This is a genomic window from Elizabethkingia occulta (assembly GCF_002023715.1).
GTDB lineage: Bacteria > Bacteroidota > Bacteroidia > Flavobacteriales > Weeksellaceae > Elizabethkingia > Elizabethkingia occulta.
This window is the reverse complement of sequence record NZ_MAHX01000016.1, coordinates 131,272-150,720: the sequence shown is the minus strand read 5'-3', so window position 1 is coordinate 150,720 and position 19,449 is coordinate 131,272. Positions and strand designations below refer to the sequence as shown.

At 37.9% G+C, this 19,449-nt stretch carries 13 protein-coding genes and 1 tRNA gene; 5 read left to right on the top strand and 9 right to left on the bottom strand.

Features of this window, described 5'->3' with window-relative positions; all coding sequences use genetic code 11:
• Positions 1–10 precede the first annotated feature (10 nt).
• The 6 genes from BAZ10_RS11390 to BAZ10_RS11365 all read right to left on the bottom strand — a co-directional run bounded on the left by BAZ10_RS11390 (position 11) and on the right by BAZ10_RS11365 (position 9,558).
• The gene (locus BAZ10_RS11390) at positions 11–1,150 is read right to left on the bottom strand and encodes a clostripain-related cysteine peptidase (protein WP_078772157.1); all 1,140 of its coding nucleotides are present in this window, start codon (positions 1,148–1,150) and stop codon (positions 11–13) included.
• Positions 1,151–1,171: 21 nt separating this feature from the next.
• Positions 1,172–2,218, bottom strand: a complete 1,047-nt coding sequence (locus BAZ10_RS11385) for an endonuclease/exonuclease/phosphatase family protein (RefSeq protein ID WP_078772156.1) — start codon at positions 2,216–2,218, stop codon at positions 1,172–1,174.
• 11 nt (positions 2,219–2,229) lie between these two features.
• Entirely contained in the window at positions 2,230–3,585 is a 1,356-nt protein-coding gene (locus BAZ10_RS11380) for a DUF5689 domain-containing protein (RefSeq protein ID WP_236709524.1), read from the bottom strand.
• Positions 3,586–3,597: 12 nt separating this feature from the next.
• Positions 3,598–6,348 (bottom strand): TonB-dependent receptor, encoded by a 2,751-nt coding sequence (locus BAZ10_RS11375; protein WP_078772155.1) that lies wholly within the window; start codon positions 6,346–6,348, stop codon positions 3,598–3,600.
• Positions 6,349–6,494: 146 nt separating this feature from the next.
• On the bottom strand, positions 6,495–7,934 hold the full coding sequence (locus tag BAZ10_RS11370; RefSeq protein ID WP_078772154.1) for a fimbrillin family protein: 1,440 nt from the start codon (positions 7,932–7,934) through the stop codon (positions 6,495–6,497).
• Between the two features lie 28 nt (positions 7,935–7,962).
• Positions 7,963–9,558 (bottom strand): DNA/RNA non-specific endonuclease, encoded by a 1,596-nt coding sequence (locus tag BAZ10_RS11365; RefSeq protein WP_078772153.1) that lies wholly within the window; start codon positions 9,556–9,558, stop codon positions 7,963–7,965.
• A gap of 460 nt (positions 9,559–10,018) precedes the next feature.
• Between BAZ10_RS11365 and BAZ10_RS11360 the strand changes: the two genes are divergently transcribed.
• From BAZ10_RS11360 to rodA, 5 genes are read left to right on the top strand one after another with little or no spacing between them, the layout of a single operon-like run.
• Positions 10,019–11,044 (top strand): rod shape-determining protein, encoded by a 1,026-nt coding sequence (locus BAZ10_RS11360; RefSeq protein ID WP_009089961.1) that lies wholly within the window; start codon positions 10,019–10,021, stop codon positions 11,042–11,044.
• Positions 11,045–11,074: 30 nt separating this feature from the next.
• Entirely contained in the window at positions 11,075–11,923 is an 849-nt protein-coding gene (mreC, locus tag BAZ10_RS11355) for a rod shape-determining protein MreC (RefSeq protein WP_034871861.1), read from the top strand.
• Complete coding sequence (mreD, locus tag BAZ10_RS11350) at positions 11,913–12,416, top strand: rod shape-determining protein MreD (RefSeq protein ID WP_059156113.1); 504 nt, start codon at positions 11,913–11,915, stop codon at positions 12,414–12,416. Before mreC ends, mreD begins: the two co-directional genes overlap by 11 nt.
• Positions 12,413–14,401: a peptidoglycan D,D-transpeptidase FtsI family protein gene (locus tag BAZ10_RS11345; protein ID WP_078772152.1), complete on the top strand. Its 1,989-nt coding sequence runs from the start codon at positions 12,413–12,415 to the stop codon at positions 14,399–14,401. The genes mreD and BAZ10_RS11345 overlap by 4 nt, the downstream gene beginning before the upstream one ends.
• Before the next feature lies 1 nt (position 14,402).
• A complete protein-coding gene (gene rodA, locus BAZ10_RS11340; protein ID WP_078772151.1) occupies positions 14,403–15,632 on the top strand; it encodes a rod shape-determining protein RodA in 1,230 nt (409 codons plus the stop codon).
• Between the two features lie 325 nt (positions 15,633–15,957).
• On the opposite strand, the gene BAZ10_RS11335 is transcribed toward rodA, so the two are convergent.
• The 3 genes from BAZ10_RS11335 to BAZ10_RS11325 all read right to left on the bottom strand — a co-directional run bounded on the left by BAZ10_RS11335 (position 15,958) and on the right by BAZ10_RS11325 (position 19,379).
• A complete protein-coding gene (locus BAZ10_RS11335) occupies positions 15,958–16,605 on the bottom strand; it encodes a C40 family peptidase (RefSeq protein ID WP_078772150.1) in 648 nt (215 codons plus the stop codon).
• A 246-nt stretch (positions 16,606–16,851) separates the two neighbouring features.
• Positions 16,852–19,074, bottom strand: coding sequence for a TonB-dependent receptor (locus tag BAZ10_RS11330; protein ID WP_078772149.1), 2,223 nt, complete (start codon positions 19,072–19,074; stop codon positions 16,852–16,854).
• Between the two features lie 231 nt (positions 19,075–19,305).
• A tRNA-Asn gene (locus BAZ10_RS11325) sits at positions 19,306–19,379 on the bottom strand.
• Positions 19,380–19,449 lie beyond the last annotated feature (70 nt).

Here is a 19,449-nt window from a genome sequence, read left to right as displayed (position 1 = left end):
AGATTATTTATTACCAACGTAATAACATTCCGTAAGCCGAGTCCTGAGACCAGCTTAGAGTTTTGTAAAAAGGAGCTAAATAGGCTTCTCCTTCAACAGGAATATAGCACGAAAGCCCTGAAAATGCTGTAATGGGTTTTCCCAGAAAGTTCGGTGTATTCGCTTTATACACTACTGCTCTTGACAAAGCACTCTTTACTGATACCAATTGCTCCTGAGGGAAATATTTATCCAGCATATCTGCATAATCATATGCAGAAACAGGAGTATTCGGATCCAAATCCAGACGCTGTACTCCGTTTCTGCCAATTTTAGCAATCACATCCGGGTTATTCTGCAGAAGCTTTTTTGTTTCCTGAGCCAGCAATGGCAATTGCTTTGTATCAATCACAGAAAAAGTAGCAGACTGCTCTAACCCTGATTTCTGGCAGTAATATTCAACATAGGCTTTAGCTGTCTCTGTAAGTCCTGTTTTAACATCAGGTGTATACAATAAACGTCCAATCTGGTGATAAGGCATTCCCACACTAAGCACTTCTGTTGGAGAGGCCAGTATATAAGGCGCTACATTACGAAGCTCATAAAGCACCTCAACAGAAGCCATGGAGCATGCATCGAAAATCAGAAAATCCAGATTTCCAGGTAAAGCTGATTTCAGCTGTTGCACATCCATACTTTTGGAATTATCATCACCAAAAGAACGTGTTTTCAGCTGGCCAAGATTTGCAGGCACCCAGTTTGTAGCATGAGACCAAAGTATAGCTCCGTATGAATTTGCGGGAGCCAGGCTTTTCATATCTTCAAATATCATTTTCATTACCGCAGGATCAGAAGAATTATGATCTCCATATTTCTTCAGTACCTTGCTTTTAATGTCAGGGCTTGTATCATGGACAATTTCATATATTTTAGGCTCCTGTCCGAAGATACGGGCATAAACGATTAATTTTCCATCTATACCAGTAAAGCCTTCTTCCATCTGATTGAGATTGGTATAGGCATCCGATGCCAGACTGTTATTAGCAGCCATATAAACCATTACGGTGCGGGTGGCAACGGCATTGTTGCCTGAAGGACTGTCATCATCTCTTGAACAACTTGTTACAACAAGCAGTGTAAAGAAAAAATATATAAGTTTAATTGTACGCATAATTCCTGCAAAAATAATAATCTACTTTAATTCCTTTACCAAATAAATAAGCGTAGGGAAATGGTCTGAAAATCCATTCTGGAATACATTTCCTGAAAATGTGCGGAACGGATAGCCTTTATAGCGCCCTTCCTGTGTAATCAGAAATTCGGGATTGAAGATTTCAGATTTCCAGAATTTAAGAGACGCTTTATCTTCTCCTAACAAAGGCTCCGAAACGATAATCTGATCAAAAAGATTCCATTTTCCCTGATAGCCCAGCGAACCTATACCGCGGTCGTAATGTTGCCACATGGTATTAAAAAGGCCGCCTTTTTCTACTTCATTCTGGTATTTTTTAGCTCCCAATACTACGCGAACGCTTTTATCTGTCGGATCATCATTAAGGTCTCCCATAATAACAACCTTAGCTTTGTCATCCGCTGCATATAAGGAGTCCACTACTTTACGCACCATCGTTGCAGCATGTTCTCTTAATTCAGAAGATTTGCCACCATAACGGGATGGCCAGTGATTGACAAGCACGTGCAGATCTTCACCTGCTAATTCTCCTTTTACCAGAAGAATATCTCTTGTTCTATATTCCGGCATATCCTTAATATGGTAAGCAAATGTTTTTGAATCCTTTACTTTGAATAACGCAGGGTTATACAATAAAGCAACATCTACTCCACGTCGATCCGGAGAGTCGTAATGAACAATACCATAACCTGCAGATGCCAATGCTGGTTGTGCTACAAGATCTTCGAGAACTTTTCTGTTCTCCAACTCGCACAGACCTATAAAAGCAGGACCTGTCTGACTGTACTTTTTACCCAGACGCGAAATTACTTTCGCCATATTTGCCTGCTTTTTATTGTACTTTTCAGCAGTCCATATGTTAGGTCCTGCAGGCGTAAACTCTGTATCATTGATTGCAGGGTCCGCCTCTGTATCAAAAAGATTTTCCAGATTATAAAAAGCCGCAGTGTATACCTGATACTGCTTTTGCTGAGCAGTCATCAGATTTGACTGCACCAGAAGAATCAGAAAAACTAATGCTGCTTTATACGATTTAGTCTTTATCATTGTTCTTCAGTCTACTTTGTTGGCGTTACAATAATAGGTCCGCCGGGATTACCACCATTGGAAGAACCTCCGGTTAATTCAATATTATCCAGCCTGAAACCTACTTTGTTAGCGTCTGCTGCAGAAATAAATTCAAGCGTCAGATTTGCTGCCTGAGCAATTCCCGGTATTGTTACTGTATAGAATTTACTGTTATCTCCTCCTGCATTCGTCAATGGCTGATTTGGCAACGCTACAACTACTCCATTTACTTTTAGCTGAATATTATTGATATTTGCTGCACTTCCGGCATCGAATAAGTTAGCTGCCAACTGGAAGCTCAAGCTTACATCACCTTTATTCTGAGTATTTATTCCCGTTACTTTAATTATAACATCTTTGGTCGCCGGAAGCCATATATGTGCTCCATTATCACCTGACACACTACGGATATCTGCTACACCGGAATCATCTGTATAAACAACAGGAGCCTTCATATCAAAGTCTTTGAACTCACTGATTTTTGGTCTGTTTCCGGACGGATATGTTCCCGTACCAAATGTTTCTTTAAAGAATGATCCTGTCTGTGGCTTTTCAGGCTCAATAGGCTTACCATCAAAATTTTTAACATCTGCTTTTGTACGCAGTGTCAGCTGCCATGTTCCGTTATAACGTCCCAACATTCCGACAATTGTACCTTTACCTATCGGAAGTATATCTTTTGCAAAATCAGAGAAATTACTTGTACGTACATCCAATGTTGTCCCGGATGCATCTTTTACCTGCTCACTTGTAATAGCATCTCCAGTCGTAAATGCATTTTTGCCTCCTTTCACAAAGTATACACCTCTTATCTCTACCAGTTTATATACCATATCACCGGTTAGTTTATTCAGTTCTACTACCTGCGGTGTTGCATTTGCTACATTTGGCCAAGAATTACGGAAAGCTTTCGCTTTGAACATTTCCCAACTGATACGGTTTGCATTAGTAGATCCCATTCCTATTTGCAGTTCGCCACCGTATTTAACCATAAACAAATCTTTCAGCTGAATATAGACTTCTTGTCCTACCTGATAGCTGGCATATATAGAATTCTGGTCTACTCCCAGATAAATACCTCCTGAAGCATCCTGTACAAAAATCTGTTTGTAAATATTTCCGGACTCATCATTCCCCGTAACAATTCCTTTGATAACAAGATTATCTTCGATTAGTTGGGGTGTTGTAATATTAGTATAACGTTGTTTTAGTTGTGCAATGGAAATATTATCCAAAGGACCTGTATACTTAGCCTCATTAAGTGGCGGTGGTGTATAATCCCGCTCGCACGATACATGAAGTACCAGCATACATATTGCAAAAAACAAATATTTTATCGTTTTCATATTCATAGCGTATTAAAATCTATAACTTACATTAAAAAAGACATTGATTCCCTGCATATAGAAATAGCGGGAAGCGAAGCGATTCGGATAGGTTACATCCAGACGCCCCTGTTCGTATCCGCCTGTACGGATATTTTTGTTATTCAAAAGGTTCATCACCGACAAGCTTAAGTTAAGAGCCTGCTTGTTTTTAAGGTACACCAGCTTTCCAATAGAAGCATCCATTGTTACAGCATCAGTCAGGCGCTCCTGAGTTGTAAGCTCTTTGTAGGCATTGTAGCTGGCATCGTCATTAGGATTCACGTTTTCATAGTTAGATGCAAGCCTGCGCATTGCTGAAGCCGATATATAATTTCTTGCAACAGCATTAGCACTTAGCTCAAAAAACCAGTAATTCTGAAAATAACGTGCAGACAAAACACCGGCAAATTGTGGTGTTCCGGATACATGAAGGTTTTTCATGTATACTTTTTCTTCTGCATCTACTACTTTTCCATTCTCTGAGTTCATAATACCTGTCGGGTTATTATTGTAATAATATTCCGCCATTGTACCCATAAAATCAAAGCTCCAGTTGTCATTTAGTCGATACGTGGCAGCAGCCTCAATACCGTGATGCACTTTGTCTACTCCTACAAGGTTATGATATACAAACGTACGCTGAGAGTCGTGATAAAAAGCCATACGCTCCAATTGGTTATAGAAATTGGTCTGGAAAAGTGAAACCCTTCCCGACAAGCGTGGCATAGAGAATACGTAGTTAATATCTGTAGCAAAAATTTTAGAACTGCTTAGTCCTTTAACAACCTGTTCTGTAACCCTTGGCATAACATAAGCTCTGTCTGGTATAGGAGCTTCAGTTCCGTAACTAATGTTAGCCGTTAAGAAGTGTCTTCCGTTGAATTTGTAAGTAGCTCCTCCTTTAAACACAAAGTCAGTAAAGCTATATTTAGCACCTTTTCCGTAAGAAGTATCCGGAAAACGTCCGTTCATCATATTTCCTTGACGCTGAAAATCTGTATAAGTGAATTTTGCACCATAAAAGAAATCTAAAGCATGTGTCTGGTAACTGTTCATTACCCAGGCATTAACAGCATTAATGTCCATGTTGAAATCGTAACCAAAAATATCATCTACATATGCTTTACGATCCGGATACAGCAAGTCATTTTGCTTTGTATCATTATTTCCCGGAAAATCTCTTTCTGCAAACTTGTCCCTATCCAGTACATAATCTGCTCCAAGCAGATCAGCTACTGTCTTATACTGATACGATCGGGATCTACGTGCTTCTACACCCGCTGTAAGACGCATATTATTATCGTACAACTTATTGAAAGTTGAACTGATCGTTCCTTCCAATAGATCAGAGTGACGCTTTTCTACCATATAAAGTGCAGCGCCATTATACTTCCTTCTGTTCTCCGGATCCATATTCTGACGGTACATTTCCGCCCAGTTAACCTGGGTTACATTTGGATCTTTTGATCTCCAGAGATTCTGATAATAATCGAATGTTGTTGTATCTGTTTTAGAGGCATCCATACTAAAATAGGATGGCAGATATCTGTAATAATCCGGGCGCGGATCCATGGCATTATACCAGTTCAGGGCAGAGCCTGCGTAGCGTCCATAATGCACTAACGCTCCGGAAGTAAGGGATGTTTTCTCATCAATTTTCCAGATGTGTGAAAGAACTGCAGTAGGATCATAAGCTGTTACCATACGTGAGTTTCTCACTTTTCCGTCCTGATAACCCCAGTTAGGATTATACAGGTTATTACCCGTTAGATCATATGCTTCCTGAAAAGAGGCCCCTTGCTGTCCTCGTACTACAGGAGAACCATAAGTAACAAGTGACAGGGAATGTGCACCTTTTGCCCATTGTTTTTCTATAGATAAAGCATAAGATATATTCTGATAAGAAGTTCCGTCTATAAAACCTTCATCGGAATAACGCCCTCCAATAGCCCCTGTAAAGGCCCATCCATTATCCATAAGCCCTGTGGAATAGCTAAACATTGTACGGGCATAATAATTTCTGTTGGTATAAGATCCTGTCACCTTTCCACCTTTAGCATAAGAACTGGCGCGCATATTAATATTTTCTGCTCCGCCAATCGCTCCGAAGGTATAACTTCCACCATTATTATAATTAACAGCATCTCCGTTACGTGTAAGATCATTCAATGCTCCGATAGAAGCATAATTGAATACTCTGCGGTATTGATCATTTGCTACGACTCCGTTTACATAAGTCTGTTCAAATAAAGGTTCGTACCCCCTTACTCTAAAACGAAAAGGAGAAAGTTTGAATCCTGCTTTGTTCAGGTAAAGATCATTTGACATAATAACTGTTGACCGGATATCCTGACCGTTAACATCTTCATCATCCCTTAGCACATCATCATTAATAACCCCTAAAATAGACTGTACATCAATTTGGTTTTCCAGCACCAAAGATATTACAGGTAATTTTTTAGATTCTCCGGTATTTATCGTTATTGTCTTTCTGTATGGTCTGATGCCAGCTGAGTTCACCACAAGCTGGTCTTCCCCGGCATCAAGATTTACAAAAACAAATCCGCCATCAGATCCGGTTGTGGTTCTCTGCTTGCTTTTTTCAAGCGAAACCACTGCTCCGATGATCGGTGTTTTACTCTTTTCATCCACCAGCGTTCCGGACAATTGCGCTTTTTGCTGCGCATAAGCCATCTGAACACAAATGGGGAGAAGAGACAATACGTATAGTTTTTTACGCATAGTAATTGTTTAAGATAAAAATACAAGGGAGTCTAAAAGAACCTTTAAGACCTTCATCAACACTGTTTTCAGATGTATCAGAAGTAATGGTTCTCTTTAACCCCCTTGCAAAAATGTTATTAATCTTCTCTAATAATGAATAATGATTATTTTGTACCTACTACTTTTACGTTATCTACACGATAACCTGCTTTGTTATCTGTCGCTGTAGTATAGAACTCAATCGTAAGATTGTTGTTGTTTGCAATCCCAGTAAGTTCAACCGGAACATATGTATTTGAAGCACTTACCGCCCCTGTAGGCAATGTCTGCTCTACTCCGTTTACTTTTACTTTAATTGCTGCAATTGGTGCCCCTGCTGCATTTGCTGCGATTGAGTAAGACAACTTAAGGTTAGTAGCACCTGTAGCATTGATTCCCTCAATTTTAAATCCTGTATCTTTTGCTGAAGGTAACCATACATGCCCGTCCATTGTAGAAGTTGCACGGATATCTGCATACGCTGCTGTATATAAATCTGAATAAGTGATACCCGTTGCTGTATAGCCTGTATATGTTCCTATTCTGTCTCTTGTTGTAGCCTTAGGATCAGGATTTCCAAAAGTTTCTACAAAAATATTTTGTTCAGTTCCACCAGGGCCTGGACCAGGTCCAGGTCCAGGGTTTGTACCTCCATCCTGATCTACATTTACAGATCCTCCTGGTACAGTAGTCCAGTCAGTGATAGTACCAGCTCCTGTTACTGCTACTTGATTACCTGTAGATGATGTTTGTAATGTAATGTCAAAAGTATATTTTTTGGTTGCATCAAACGTTGTATTTGCCGGTAAAGTCCATGTATATGTTCCTGAAGCTAATGTAAACACTACAGTTTTTGCAGAGTAATCTCCCGGAAGTAATATAGCTTCTACAAACTGGCCTGGAGCTTTTGCTGTAGTTTTAGCCGTTACATCTTTTGGCGTAGCTGCACCACTTAATGTTCCTGTTGCAAGATCTAATGAAGCTGTTGTATTTACATTCTTGTAAGCTACAGATAGCCCATTAACATCTGCTACTCCGTTTCCGGCTTTAACCGTAAACTCAATTTTAGCCAGTTTATGTGCAAAATTAAGATTAGCTGTTCCAGAAGTTTTGCTTAAACCAGTTGCATTGTTGGAATACAATACATCGATAGCAGAAAGATTGGTTTGTGTCGCAACAGAAACAGGCAATGTAGTACCTGATAAGTTTGTAGTATACGGATAGTAAGCAACAAAGTCTACCGATCCTGTATCAGGATAATTGATAACTTCTGATCCGTCTCCGGAGAAATTACCATTACCTTCTGTTGTATATTTTTTATTCGAAGCCAAAACATTGGATAAACCATTACCTTGCTTCATAAAAACACCAATAGCATCTTTACTATCCCAGGTATTACCTGTTACACGTGTTGTAGGGGTTCCTCCGATAGAAGAAGTGAATTGAGCCTTCCCATTTCCTCCCATTTGCGGACCTTGATCACGATAGTCATCATTCTTACATGATTGCACAAGAAGTGCCAGGGCAAAAGCTGTGCTTAGCCCAAAAAGTTGATTTTTTCCCATTTTTAAAGGTTGATTGTTACTAAATTTATTATTTACGCCAGATCTGTGTATTTATCGTTCCTTTAACATCCTTACTTAGTGCCGGGAAGAAAGTAAATCCTGTTTCTTCCTCCAATGCACTAACGGTTGTTGTGTACTGCATGTAATCCGAATTAGCCGGTGCTGCATTATCCATTCTGAAGCCTATGGTATAATAGCTTCCTCCTTGCTTCATGGCCAGTACTTTGTAGTAATATTTAGGCTTTGCAACCTGTTTATTACTATTATCCATTACGAAGTCAACGTTTTTATCCGTCTTTGTTGTAACCATAGCTCCTGTCACAACATATAGTGTATCGGTCTGTGCAGACCATGTTCTTATTTTGTTTTCAAGCTGCGCCCAGATCCCCTGATTCAAGGTACTGTTTTGCGGAGTCATGTTCGTATAGTAGAAAGTTGTTGCATTTTCAGCAGTACTCGCTGTACGGTCAGCACTTGGCATTTGATGCCCACGGTCTAATCCATTAGTAGGATATCCTCTAGATAAGTTTGCCTGATAAATAGGATTAATAGATGGATCATACGCCCATGCATCTGTTCTTTTAGCAGACCCTAAATAACTACTGCTTATTGGATAAGCCACCCAATATGCCAGTTTATAATTTGTATCATATAGCATTGAAAAGTTTCTTCTGCTCGGCGAGAACATTTTCAAATTATATTGCATATTTTCTCCTGCAGTGATCACAGGTTGCTCCATATATTTCACAGTAGGAGTTGGATCTACAGTTCCATCTTTACCTAGTGTAACATCGTATTGATAGCGGTAGCTTTTCTGGAAAGTAGTATTTGCTGCAAGCTGCCATGTAAATGTTTTACCATCTGATTTTGTAAATACTATTTTTTGTTGTGCACTTATTGCTCCCGGGAACAATGTCCATTCAACAATAGTTTCATTAGAAGCATTCAGGTAGACTCTTGCCGGAATATCTTTAGTTTCTGTTTTTGGTTTTAATTCTCCGGAAGAAAGATCGAACGAAGCAGATGAAGGCATTGCCGTAAATGAAGCTTTCAAACCGTTAAGATCTGTTCCTTTTATCTTAAGTTCCAGCTTAGCCATTTGTCTTTCGAATGCTAACTTTACAGAACCTTGTCCGGCCTCGGAACCCGATGCATTTTTAGAATACATAAAGTCAAGAAGCTGTTGATCTTTTTGATCCGAAACATCAAGATTCAGTGTTAATCCATTAGCACTTCTGTATGGATAATAAGCGATAAAGTCTGCTTTTACACCCGCAGTAAATTCTAAACGGTCTGAAGCTTTCTTTGGAGAGAAGTTTCCATTACCCGAAGTAATAAAAGACTTATTAAATCCGTTATTTATAACAGTAGATTCATTTAGCGTGCTGCCGTTTTTATACATAAAAATACCAATGGTATCGTTCTGACTCCATTGTGTACCCTGAGCTTTCGTGTTATATCCTCCTGCTATCGAGCTTGAGAAATAAACACTCTTTTCGGTATTATCATTAGAAACAGCTTCATATTCCTTACTACAAGAATACATAGATAATACTACTCCACCCAACATACAAAGCCATCCCTTTTTAATCAGCTTTTTAAAATCACTAAATAAACTACTCATCCTATTTATAAAAAATTATCATAATTAACTCAGCGAAAATAAGCCAAAAAGAAAATATGGATGTTAACTCTCTATTACAAATGTGTTAACAAAGAAAAAAAACACATTAATAGACCGTTTAAGTTTATATAAATTAAAATATTCAATGCTACACGAAAATAATTACATGTTTTTTACTTTTGTGGCACTGTCAGGGGCTTCATCATTTTCTCTTCACAGATATATAATCCACCTATAAGTGAAAAATTTATTGAATTTTCTTATTTATAAAAATTTAATATTAATTGTCCTATCAGTGAACCTTTATAAAAGATTAGAAAATTTTAATATTAAAACATTTGCAGTAAAACGCAAGAAATTTTGTTTTTTTGCGTTAAATTTATGCTAAAATTATTCTAGCAGGCAGAAAGTCTGCTTGTTTAATTTGTATCTTTGTCAACTTAAAAATCAGAAGAAAGAAATGGGTTTATTTGATATGTTCACGCAAGAAATTGCTATTGACCTTGGGACGGCGAATACGCTGATCATCCATAATAATAAAATTGTAATCGATCAGCCTTCTATCGTTGCAATAGAGCGATCCACCGGGAAGCCAATTGCTGTCGGAGAGCAGGCTAAACATATGCAGGGAAAAACCCACGAAGATATCAAAACCGTCCGTCCGCTTAAAGATGGGGTTATTGCAGATTTCCAGGCTTCTGAACATATGATTAAGGAATTCATCAAGAAAATTCCTGGAATCAAAGGAAAACTTTTCCAACCAGCTTTACGTATCGTAATCTGTATCCCTTCTGGTATTACTGAAGTTGAAAAACGCGCTGTAAGAGATTCTGCCCAAAAAGTGAACGCTAAAGAAGTTCGTCTGATTTATGAACCAATGGCCGCTGCAATAGGAGTTGGTATTGACGTACAAAAGCCTGAAGGTAATATGATTATCGATATAGGTGGTGGTACAACCGAAATTGCAGTTGTTGCATTAGGAGGTATTGTTTGTGATAAATCTGTAAAAATTGCAGGTGATGTATTCACTAACGATATTGCATATTACCTGAGAACTCACCACAATTTGTATATTGGAGAGAGAACAGCTGAAAGAGTTAAAATTGAGGTTGGTTCCGCAGTTGAAGAACTGGATATGCCAATTGAAGATATTCCGGTACAAGGTAGAGACCTTATCACTGGTAAGCCTAAAGAAATTATGGTAGGCTACAAAGAGATTGCACGTGCATTAGACAAATCTATTATCCGCATTGAAGATGCTGTAATGGAAACGCTATCTCTTACACCTCCGGAATTGGCTGCTGATATCTATAAAACTGGTATTTATTTAGCTGGTGGTGGTGCCTTACTAAGAGGTCTAAGCGACAGAATTCACAGAAAAACAGGTTTACCTGTATTCGTAGCAGAAGACCCGCTAAGAGCTGTAGTTCGTGGTACTGGTATCGCATTGAAGAACATGGATAAATTTAACTTCCTGATTAAGTAATTATAACCCTATATTCCCTCTGAAAATTAAATGAGCTTTCTGATAAGATTATTTTCGAAGAATGGATTCTTCGTCTTCTTTATCGTCTTGCAGATTATTGCTGTAATCTTAATTTTCAGAAAAAATTCTATGCAGCAGTCTTTTATTGCTGCACAAACTTCTGCTTTTAACTCCCGGATATCCGGATATATAGACGAAGGAACCAATTATCTGAAACTAAAACAGATAAATGAGGATCTCGTTGCCCAAAACAAAGCTCTTATGATAGAGCTTTACGGAAAGGATTATTCGGGTCCTGCAAAACTTACAAAGGTAAATGACTCTGTGAAAGGAGAACAGGTTTACACATTTGTAGATGCCGATGTTGTCTTTAACTCTATCAACAGGAGTGACAACTATTTTACGATAAACAGAGGATCTCAGCAGGGAATTGCACCAGAAATGGGTGTAATTTCACCACAAGGGATTGCCGGAATTGTAATTAATACAACCAGCAATTATTCTCTTGTGCAATCTGTACTGAGTATCCACAAAATAAGAATTAATGCCTCTCTTAAAAATTCGGGGTACTTTGGTACACTAACATGGAGAGGTGAAGATTCCAGAACAATGCATCTTTCAGATGTACCTAAATATGTTCCTCTGAAAATCGGAGATACTGTTGTTACCGATGGTAAATCTTCTATTTTCCCGAAAGGAATTATGATTGGAAAAATTGCCGGTTACGATGTAGATCCTAAAACCGGTTTCTGGGATATCTCAGTAGAACTGAGTGAAAAACTGGGGCAGACCCAAAAGGTATTCATCGTGAACAACCTTAAAAAAATGCCTGCAAAACAAATTCAGGATACTTTAATCAAAGTGCAGAATGGTAAGTAGAAATGTTATAACAGACCTTTTAATGATTGCATTGCTTATTGCATTGCAGATATTTCTGTTTAACAGACTTTCAATTTCCGGATATATCCCCGTGGTATACCCTATTTTTGTAATGTTCTACCCATTCTATCGTAATAATTATATTTATTTATTTTCAAGCTTTTTATTAGGTCTTGGTATCGACGCTTTCCTTGGAACCTGGGGAATTAATGCATTTGCTACATGCCTTATAGCTTATTTCAGAACACAATTATTTCAGTCTTCTATATCCAATGAAGCTGATAGCTTTTCATTTCAGTCCATTCAGTGGACACAATTTTTGTTTTTTATATTTATCAATATTTTTATTCATCAGCTATTGGTACAATATCTTGAATTTTTTAAATTGAGCAGAATTCTGGAAGTCTTTATAAATGTTATTTTTACTACAATTATTTCATTTGTATTTATCCTCCTGTATGCCTTAATTTTTAGAATCAAACAAAAAGTGTGAAACCGTACTTCAGAATATTGGCCTTTATTAGTATTATAGCGTGCATTTTCGTTGCGCGCCTGGCTTATTTACAGTTGTTTACAGACAGGTATGCTTTGAATGCTGCCAATACCTCTATCAAAATAGAATATATTATCCCTCAGCGCGGTGTTATATTTGACAGAAATGGTAAAATTATGGTGGGCAACCAGCCATCCTTCGAAATTTCATTCACTCAGGCACTTATGAAGCCGGATTTTGATACTATTTCTTTCTGCAGCCTCGTAGGAATGAACAAAACACAGTTTATTAAACGTATAGAAGAAGTAAAGGCCGAAAAATATTACTCTAAACTTACTCCAATGACCTTTATTAAAGATTTAGGCAGAGAGGATATTGCCAGAATTCAGGAACGTATTTTTAAATATCCTGCATTTTCAATTGTTTCGAGACCACAAAGACAATACGAAATCAATACTTCAGGAAACCTTTTAGGGTACACCAATCAGGTAAACCCGTCTTATATCAAAAGAGACTCCACCTACTATCTTCCTGGAGATATTGCCGGTATGACCGGAGTTGAAAAATCCTATGAAAAGCAGCTTCGTGGTGTTAAAGGGATGAAGTATATCCAAAAAGATATACGCCTGAGGAATATTGGTTCTTATAAAGATGGCAAACTGGATAAGCAGGTTGTTCCCGGAGATGATCTAACCCTGACAATAGACTACGATCTTCAGAAAATAGCTGAAGAAATGCTGGTTAACAAACATGGTGCTATTGTCGCTATAGATCCTAATAACGGAGAAATTCTGGTTTTAGCCTCTGGTCCGGATATCGATCCGAATCTATTTACCGGTCCGGAGAAAAATAAAAACCTGTACAAATTACAGGTAGATACACTTTACGATAACAAGCCAACCTTCGACAGATCATTACAGGCAGCCTATCCTCCGGGATCTACTTTCAAATTACTTACAGCTTTGGCCGGGATGCAAATGGGCGTAATGGATGAAAAAACAGTATACCCTTGTGGCGGAGGCTTCAATTATAGAGGTTTGAGAATTAAGGGACATGGCGGAGCAGATCCATTGATTCCTGCAATACGGGTTTCCAGTAACTGTTATTTCTCCTATGCTTTTATTTCAATTATGAATAAATATCCGGGAGATCCCACCAAAGGAGTTGACGAATGGAAAAAAATAATGAATAGCTTTGGCGTTGGAGAATTTTTAAACAATGACCTAGCTGTTGGCTCCAAGGGACGTATTCCATCCGGAGAGTTTTATGAAAAAAGAAGTGGTACTAAAAACTGGTTCTCCGACATTACCAGAAACGGTGCTATATTCAATGGTATGGGGCAGGGAGACGTGCTTCTTACACCTCTTCAGATGGCCAATGCCGTTGCGGCAATTGCCAACAAAGGATGGTATATAACACCACATATTGTAAAGCTTGTCAATGGAAAGCCTAACCCAGACCCTCGCTTTAAGGTAAAGCATAAAACTCTTGTAGATCCTAAGCATTTTGAACCAATTCTGAAAGGTATGGAACAGGTGGTATTAGCGGGTACCGCAAGAAGTTTAAGATCTTCAGACTTTACACAGCTGGCCAAGACAGGTACAGCACAGGTTCCACAAGGTAAGGATAACTCTATTTTCGTACTGATTGCTCCTGCAGACAAGCCAAAAATTGTGGTAGCCGCCGTAATGGAGCATGCCGGATTTGGCGCTACATGGGCTGGACCTGCCGCAACAGTAGTTGCTGAAAAATATATAACCGGTGAGCTTAAACGTGAACACCTGTACAAAAAAATGATAACTTCCAGCTTTATGCCGGAGTATAAAAGACAATGGATTGTTGACCTGAAGAGAAAAGGCCTTTATGTAGAGCCAAACAAACAGGACTCTATCCAGAAAAGAAAAAAAACAGAGGACAGCCTGAAGGCATTGAAAATATCCGCGGAGCAACCGAAGCCGCAACAACAAAATAAAACCAAAAATTAGTATGAAGTGGGCCGAAGGAATTGATAAGCTGGGACTAGGATTATACTTCCTGCTTTGTATTTTCGCTATTGCAAATATCAATAGTGTAGACGCCGAATTGGGTAAGAAGCAATTGGTATTCTTTGGTATTTCTGTGTTTGTTGGTATTATCATATTTTTTACCAGAAACAAGTTTTTTGAGAATATGGCCTCAATTATCTATGTTGGCGGAGTATTATTACTTATTGGTCTATTTCCTTTTGGAAAAGAAATTCTAGGGCAGAAAAACTGGTATAAATTTGGGAGCTTTACGATGCAGCCTGTAGAATTTGCCAAAATTGGTACAGCTCTTATGCTGGCGAACTATGTTGCCGGGCCAGATTTTAATATAAAAAATAAGAAATCTCTATGGACAGCTCTTGGTATTATTGCGATTCCTGCAGTTGTGGTTCTTGCAATTCCGGACGTAGGATCACTGTTGGTATTTGGTGCATTTTTTATCGCTTTATACCGTGAAGGACTCAGTGGATGGCTATTTGGTTTAGGTTTTCTTTTTGCTGTGGTTTTTCTGGTATCACTTGCTATAAATCCACTTTATGTGGTTTCAGGAATTCTTATTATTACCGGATTACTTATCTTTTTCAATTATTATAAAATATCCTGGAATATTATTTCCATAGCTTCTATTGTAGGTTCAGTACTTGTTCTGAGCGGTCTGGCTTTGGCTTCTCCAAAAATCCTTGAAAAGCTACCTAAACACCAGAGAGAAAGAATTGAAGTACTTTATAAAGGTGAAAGAATGTTTCGTGATACTTCTGGTTACAACCTTTTATATTCCAAGACCGCTATTGGTTCCGGAGGACTATGGGGCAAGGGCTATAAAGAAGGTTCTGTAACCCAGGGTAAATTTGTACCTGAACAGCAAACCGATTACATATTCTGTACAGTAGGTGAAGAATGGGGCTTTATAGGAAGTGCTACACTTATTATTTGTTATGTTTTGTATATAGGAAGGATATACTATTTGGCTGAAAAGCAGAAAAGCACCTTTAACAGGGTTTTTGGCTACAGCTTTGCCTCTATATTACTTTTACACTTTTGTATCAATTTAGGCATGGTTATGGGCTTATTTCCAACTGTTGGTATTCCTATGCCTTACTTCAGTTATGGTGGTAGTTCCTTACTTGCCTTCTCTATGATGACATTTATATTCTTCAAACTAAACTACGCGGACCGCAATAGTCTGGTATAAGTCATTTTATTTCAATCTTATATTACACTCCCTTACAATCGGGATTAATAACTCCTACTTAGATATGCAATATCAGAGTTATCTGTTAGTATAGTTTTGTAAGGAATTCTAGCTTTTCCTCACCAAAAGAATATAAAAGATTATGATACTATAATTATCACAAAGCTTAATGACGAACATAAAAGCCGTTTACAGTCAATAACATTGTTTTTCCGGGAAAGAATATCAACTATAAAGATTAGAGCTTAAATACACCCCATAAAAAACAAAGCCTTTAGAAATCTAAAGGCTTTGTTTTTGTTATTTTCATTTATTCTACAAAATACTAGTTCTCTGCAATAATTCTTTTTGCTGATCTGTATTTTCCTCTCCAATATGAATCATCCAGTGAAGATACCATTACTCCTCTTGATGTAGAAGCATGTATAAATTTAATTTCACCCGAAGATGTTACTTCTTCAACAATTCCTACGTGAGAAATTCTTCCTCTTCCTGAATGAGCAAAGAAAATAAGGTCTCCCTTCTGTAAGTTTTCTTTTGCTATAGGCTGCCCTTCATGAGCCTGAGAAGCAGCTACTCTTGGCAGTTCTACACCTGTAGCTTCTTCATACACTGACAAAACAAAAGCAGAACAATCTATTCCGCTTCTAGTTGTACCGCCTAAACGGTACGGTGTACCAAGGTATGTATATGCCTGCTTCAGCACATTATCGATTGTATTATTTCTTTTTACTGATGCGTTTAATGCTTCTTCCATTCCTGCTTTCTCTAAGCTCGCAAATGTAGCCACAGATTCACCTACATTTTCTTTGATTTCTTTTTTAGCTTCTGCTATTTTTTTCGGGCTTAGTTTCGCCAGTTTGGCATCGGTTTTGTATTGTACAGGACTGGAAACAACATAATTAGAAACACACGATTGTAGTGACATAGCTCCTACAATTGCTATTAAATAAAGTGAAATTCTTTTCTTCATATATATTTAATTACTGTGTTAAAATGTACTCTTTTTTTGAAAATTGCTTCACAAATTTAGACAAAGGTGTTTTTCGAGCACTGCTCAACCACCATACACCCTGTACATTTTAACACTTTTTAACGTTTATACAGAGAGTGTTAAAAAAAAAGAAACCGCAAACTGCCTTTTTTGGCGATTTGCGGTTTCTTTTTATTAAGATTCTTTAACAAATTTATTTCAATCTGTCTATAAATACCATTGATACTAGAAATTAAAGGTATATGAAAGATTAAATGTTCTTCCTCTTCCTTTATAATAGAACAGATCCGGAAGACCATAAGCGCCATATAGTATCTGCGAACGCTTACTCCATATCGTTTGATAATCGGTATTGAAAAGGTTCTGAATACCAAGATTAAATTTACCCCATGGTAGCTGATAGCCAATCATAAGATCTGCAGTATCGTATGAATCGATTACATTTCCTAAGTCGTCCTTAAGTTTAAAGTTTTGCAAATGCTGGTATCTGAAGTTCCAATTTTTAATCTGATATCCTATATATGATATCATTTTGGAAGGCGAGGCATTATAGACTTCCTGCTTGTTCCACATTCCTTTATTATCTACTTCAGACTTTATTAAAAGTCCACTGGCTCCAAAATATACTCCGTTAGGCATATAATAAGATATTTCTGCCTCTATTCCCATATTTCTAAGCTTCAGATCATTTACAATTAACTGAAATGTTTGTTTGTCTACCGTTATGCTTTTATCGGAATTGCTTAGGAAGCCTGAAACCTGTGCTTTAAAACCATTACTGTTAACACGGTAACCAACTTCATACTGATTTGTTTTAATCCCTTGTAATGGTTGCTCTTTAACGTTAATACTGGATACTACATTCCAGTTTCCCGTTTTCTGATCTAGCTTGTAAGTTCCGGCACCATAATATTTGGATGGGTCGGCAAGGCTTACCCCTTGAGAGAAAGTTCCCCATACCTGATTCTTTTCATTAATCTTATATAAAAGTCCTGCATTGGCTAGCGTCATATTGTAATCGCTTTTTCCACCAGGAATGGCTGAAGCTGACTTACCATAGCCCATTGCTACTTGTACTTGCTGTGTTGCCCCTACAAAATCATCCACCTCTACATTAATTCTCTGATAACGCACTCCTGCATTAAGTTGTAATTTAGGAATGATATCATATTTTACCTGAGCATATCCTGCATAACTTCTGGAATGGTTGGTTGGATATCTGCCAAGCTCGTATTGCGTTGTATTAATCAATCCGCCACTTGACATTGTTTTCTCAAGATTGTATACCGACTGGTTTGCGTCGAATTTTTCAAAATCTATATCAACCCCGTAAGTAATATTTAGTTTATTCCAGTTTTTGGAAAGCAATGCTTTTATACCTGTATAATAAGTATTTTGTTGGGATGACGACATATAACTTATTGTTCCTGTCTGTAACTTCAGATTCCCCGGAAAAGGATAAAAGCCTAATTTTTCGCCCCTTGTAGCTACCTGTACATAAAGATCCTGTCCTCCTAATATATTGTTGCCGGTATACGCTAAAGTTCCCATATAGCGCTCCGTTCCTATATTTTTATCGGAAGAGAATCCGTCTCTCATAGATAAGATTTTAGGATCACGTTTTGTAAAAGCACTAAGATTCTCTCCAAGAAAAACACTTCTGTCTCCATTGAACTTGGAATTATAATACTGTACCGATGCTGTAACCTTATGCTTGTTGTTAAACTTGTAGCCTCCTGTTGCCAAGATATCTATGGACTGATTATACTGTAAATCCGTTTGAGTGATATCAGTAATCAGCTGCTTCTGATCGGCTCCATATACACCACCATTCTGCTGATAAGCAACACCTAGTCTTCCAAATAACTTTTCGCCTTTTCCGGCGATAGACTGAGCAGCACGAAAGTCGTGATCATCTTTCCCCATAAACCCGGTACGGACTCCTAACTCTGTTTCTCCACTTAATCCTTTTTTAGAAGGTGTTTTGGTAATAATATTAATAATGCCTCCTGTAGCATTACCTCCATAAATTGCACTTGCTCCGGACAGAACCTCAATTCTCTCTATATTAAAAGGATCTATGGCATCCAGCTGACGGCTGATTGTTCTTATACTGTTTAGAGAAACTCCATCAATCATTACCAATGCAGAACGGCCACGCATATTTTGACCATAATTAGTTCTACCCTGTGGTCCTATGTCTAAACTCGGTATAAGAATAGAAAGCATTTCTTTAATAGGAACTCCATTCTTAGCCTGTAACTCAATTTTATCTTTTGGCACTACCCAAACTGTTCCGGGAATATCCGATATCTTCGTAGGCTTCCTAGAAGCGACAATCACAACATCGTCTATATTCTTAGTATTTCCGGAATCTTTTACACTTTGCGCATATCCCGGGAAATAAGCCAGTACAGCTATAGCAGATAATATTATTTGTTTTTTCATAAACAGAACTGAATATATTTTAACTGGCAGTAAATATAGTTTTTATTAATTCTAAATTAAAACAAAATAATAGTGAAATTTGTCAGGATGGCTATTCTAAGAATTAAGAAACTAACCGATAATATCAGCTAATCAGATTCTGTAGCATCAAAAGCAAAATAAGACCAGAAAGATTAAAGAAATAAGGACATAAAAAAAGCACCTACATTTCTGTAAGTGCTTTATAAGAAGCTCCTCCTGCTGGGCTCGAACCAGCGACCCTCTGATTAACAGTCAGATGCTCTAACCAACTGAGCTAAGGAGGAATGTCCTTTGTTTTAAGTGGTGCAAATATACACACATTTTATATTCACTGCAAATATTTTTTTATATTTT